At 59.5% G+C, this 4032-nt stretch carries 4 protein-coding genes; all 4 read right to left on the reverse strand.

Annotated elements, in window-relative coordinates; translation table 11 throughout:
• A partial coding sequence (locus tag AC1D01_RS23735; RefSeq protein ID WP_477870702.1) for a hypothetical protein occupies positions 1–384 on the reverse strand: 384 nt, incomplete at its 3' end.
• Positions 385–386: 2 nt separating this feature from the next.
• Positions 387–1790 carry a tyrosine-type recombinase/integrase gene (locus AC1D01_RS23740; protein ID WP_477870704.1) on the reverse strand — a complete coding sequence of 468 codons (1404 nt, stop codon included), beginning with the start codon at positions 1788–1790 and terminating at the stop codon, positions 387–389.
• Positions 1791–2295: 505 nt separating this feature from the next.
• Complete coding sequence (locus AC1D01_RS23745; RefSeq protein WP_477870706.1) at positions 2296–3066, reverse strand: HNH endonuclease; 771 nt, start codon at positions 3064–3066, stop codon at positions 2296–2298.
• The coding region (locus tag AC1D01_RS23750; RefSeq protein WP_477870708.1) for an AAA family ATPase at positions 3063–4032 on the reverse strand (970 nt) is incomplete at its 5' end. The genes AC1D01_RS23745 and AC1D01_RS23750, both read right to left, overlap by 4 nt.

Genomic DNA, 4032 nt, shown 5'->3' on the forward strand with positions numbered 1-4032 from the left:
TGGGAGAAGAAGCGCCCCTCGTCGCCAAAGGTCTACGAGCGATAGTTTTAGTCCGCGCTTGACTTGCGCGAAGCCGGTTGCAGAGACAGTGCGCTTGTCGACGTACGTTGCCATCGCGGCCATGGCCGGCTGAGTCGACGTGTTAAGCGCGTCGGAACTGGCGAAAGCATATGCCGCTTGGATGAATGCCTCGTCTAAGTGGCTTGTGCCGCGATTGGAGTCGCCCATGAATTGAGAGAAAGCCTTCCTCTTGTGAGGTGGAGTTTTTGTGTCCTTCAGCTCCTGGGAAATTATTCCTTCGGCCCAAGATATTGACAAACAAATTTCCTTATTCAGGGCGCCGCCGTCTAGCAAGAGGATTGGGTGATCAGTGGTGTTAATCACATTCAGCCTCGCGGCAGTTGCACATTGAACCTTGGAAGTGCCTTCAACTCATCGGTGGTCATGCCGAGCAAGGCTTGGTCGGATGCAGCGAGCTTTGCCTCGAGTCGTCGCTGTTTGGTCCGGGCGTAGTGGGCGGTCGTCCGAATGCTTGCATGCCCCATCATCATTTGCACCTCGACGAGAGGAAGCCCGAACTCGCCGTTGTGAGGGTTGACCGGGAAGTCGTTGACCATGTACACGGCATACATGTGCCGCAGCGATTGCAGCACCCAATCCTTGCCCTCGCTGCCCACGGGAATGTTGGCCGCCCTGAGCGCCCGCTTGAAGCTCTTGGCCAGTGCCGCATGGGCTGCATCCACATAGGGCTGGCCACGTTTTCGCGATTCGACGCATTGGAATAGGTACACCGTCTCCCCGGGTTCGGAGCAGGGGACGAATTCCAGGCGCAGGTACTGCTGCAGCGCATAGAAGAGGTCTTGGCGTAGCTCGGGAATGAGGTAGGTGTAGGCCACCTCGCGTCCCTTGAACCGCAGGCGGTTCGGGTCGCTCGCGCCGAATCTGGCACGGCGTCCGCGCGGATCAAACACATACACTTTCTGAGCTTCTAGGTCGATGTCGTTGAGATGCAAATTGAGCGCTTCGCTCGCGCGTATGCCAGTAGCCGAAAGCAGCAACCAGAAGGCTTTGTCTCGCCACGAGTTGGCTGTCTCGACAAGGGCTCGCAGGTACTCTCTCGGAAAGTCGAGGGTTCGCCGCGAACTCGCTGATGGCAAACCCGGGGTGCGGAGACGCCCTGCACGTTGGATGCCCCTCGGGGCGTACTTGGCGACGTTGCCAAACATCGAATGCTGCTTCATCGCGGCGACTTCGTGCCGGCTTAACGTCACCGCGCCGTCGAGCGCTTTGATGAGGGCGGTATAGCCTTGCTTGTCGTCGACGCCAAGCAGTACGGCCTTCTCTCTGGCCTCCCGCGCAAGGCTCTCCGAAAGCCGCAGGAACCGATTGACTGCAGCGATGGTGTTGTCAAAGCTGTTTGACGCCAGCGGGGCCCAGTCGAGCCGCTCCGCTACGTCTGCCAGCCAGAGGTCGTTGTTGCTCTTGCGGATGCGCGATGCCGTGACCTCGGAGCCGTCGCGCAGCAAGATTGAATATGCTTCGACGACCGAATTTAGCCGGGCTGGCTGCACAACTTGGTCGAAAACCTGTGCTTCGTAGAGATAGTCGATAAATCGGGAAACGACTTCCGCGTACCGCTTCTGCGTTGAAAAGCGGAAGTTGGCATTACTTTCGCAGAAGGAGTTGAACGCGAACACGGGATCGCCCGCACGGGTCGACAGCGTCCACGTCTCTTGTCCGTTGTGGACGTTGGACTCCCGCAGGAAATTGTTCAGTCCGCGTCTTGCCATGTTGATTCTTTCTACAGGTTCGGTTGGACGATTAGATGCACAGATGAAGTTTTGCGGATGGGACGACGCCCATGCCGGCCAGCAACGGCGTCTGCCGCCCGTTGTCACAGGTGGAGAGGCGAAATTGCCGGCGCCACTTGCTTCCCAGCAAGCGATATATCACCGAAATTCATAAAAATCTATGAATTTCGATTAGGCTATGAATAGCGATATATTGTATGCAGTGGCAGTGCGCATTAGATGCACAACATAGGATGGGACGGCAGCGGTGCTCGCTTGTGTTGCTACTTTTCGTCGGCGACCGCTTCTTCATTGGCAAGTTCAGCAATGACAGGATCTGAATGGATAGCAGCGGAGGCTGGGGTGATTGAGGCTCCACGACGACTTGTAGCGATGCCCTAGGCGACAACTGCAGCCAGCCTCGTCGTGCTCCAATCGTCGGCTGCACAGCCGCAGCCCCTTCTACGCATCGAGCTGCAGCGCACCGGCATGACAGTGGAGGAGGTCAGGTGGGAAGCTGCAAAGTACGCACCAGGGATTGTCCGAGGGCCCGCTGAAAATCCTTCAGGCGCTCGCTTGCCGCGGAGTCGTCTCCCGCATTAAATGCCTCCATCGTGGCGAGTGGGGCGGCTAGCGCAGAGTTGTTCGCGACCAGCATCTCCTGGGCCGCGACACGAACGAGCAGATCTCGGCACAGCTGGCGGCCTTGCGGGGTCAATCCCTTGAACAGCACGACTGCGATGCCATTGGCTTCGATCCGGACGAAGCGGATGTGCTCGTCGTAGACATGGAACCGAGGATGGAAGGAGTCGCTGAACGCTTGCGGCAAGGGATGGCGCTTGACGGAGGGATCGAACCCGCCCCATTTGTTGTCCGTCTTCAGGGAGTTACAGTCCGTGCAGGCCACGGCAAGGTTCCAGAAATGCAGGGAGAATTGCTTGTAGTGACTCTTCGGCAAGATGTGGTCGATAGGCCTCGCATAGGCGGTGTTCACCAACCAGCGCCTGCAATAGCAGCAGCGATTTGACTGCTGCGCCACGAGGAACTCGCGCAGAGCTTTCGTCAGGTGTGCTCCTTCGATTCGGGACTTCCCGTGCTTCTCGTCGACCTTGGCCAGACGCGACCAGCCGTCTACCTTTCCCCGGCGTGCTTCCCGGGCAAGGGAGAAGACCAATTGAAGCGCCTTGGCACGACAGCGCTTCACATGGTGCGGGCGTTCCGAGTAGCGCTGGAATTCTTCGCGCAAGGACGCCCTAAGGCGCTGAATGTTTGTCATGCTCCTAAGCTGAGCAGCTCGACGATGGCCGCCCGCGCCTTGGCGATCAGGTCGAGGTCGTGCCGGCCGGATGTCGTGTCAGCCACCTTTAGGCTTTCGAGCTTCTTGCGAAGCACGTCCAGCTCGTGGAGTTGCGTATTGCCTGCCCCTTCTTCCGCTCCCGCTTGCTCGTCAAGGTCGCTGATCGCCCGCGCTACGATTTCGGCGCAGCGCTCGTGGATTTGCCGTGTGTTGTCGGTGTAGGTGTTGAAGCCTTCGAAGAGAGTCGCCTCGACGGACCGCAGTTCCCGCGGTTCGAGGGCACGCAGCCTGCCCCTGCTGACCGAGAAGCAGAGGTCGTGGCTGTCCTGCGCGGCGGCAATGACCACCGGTGAGTGCGTGGCGACCACGAACTTGCAGTCCATATGCCGCGCAATGATGGAGAGCACGGCCGGAATCTGGCGCTGCCAACCCACATGAAGGCTGATCTCTGGCTCGTCCACGAGGACCGTGGCGCCAGTCTGGACTGCGGCGAGCACTCTGATGATGAGCGTAAGCGCCTGTTGTTCACCAGAGCTCAGTTCGTCGAGGGCGACGATCGTGCCGACTGGCTGCCGGTTGCCGTCTGAGTCGACGGATGCGTGGTGGCGCATCAAACCCAGCTTGTGGCGCCCTTCCGGGAGGCCCTCGAAGAGGGCTCTGTTCTGTTCGGCATCGGTCGTCAGCGGATGAACGTCTCCCAGCACGTCCGGCGTGATGTCGCTTCTCGTACGCAGGCCGAGTGGCAAGAAGTACTGCTGATCGGAGAAGTCGAAACGGCCGATGGCCTGCTCGAAAGCTTGCAGCCGACGGGGCTCGGAGTGGATCTTCCGGACCTGGTCGCCGAGTCGTGCCATGGCGACTTTGACGCTGATGCCGGTTGCCGACGTGCGCGCTCCCAGATAGATGAAGTGGCCTCCCAGCGCTTCCCTGGGCGCGAAGGTGAAC

This window comes from Rhizobacter sp. P3_B12 (assembly GCF_056402895.1).

Bases quoted from the DNA above. Each gene is read 5' to 3' on its own strand.
- AC1D01_RS23740 (WP_477870704.1), bottom strand. From the start codon at position 1,790: ATGGCAAGACGCGGACTGAACAATTTCCTGCGGGAGTCCAACGTCCAC.
- AC1D01_RS23745 (WP_477870706.1), bottom strand. From the start codon at position 3,066: ATGACAAACATTCAGCGCCTTAGGGCGTCCTTGCGCGAAGAATTCCAG.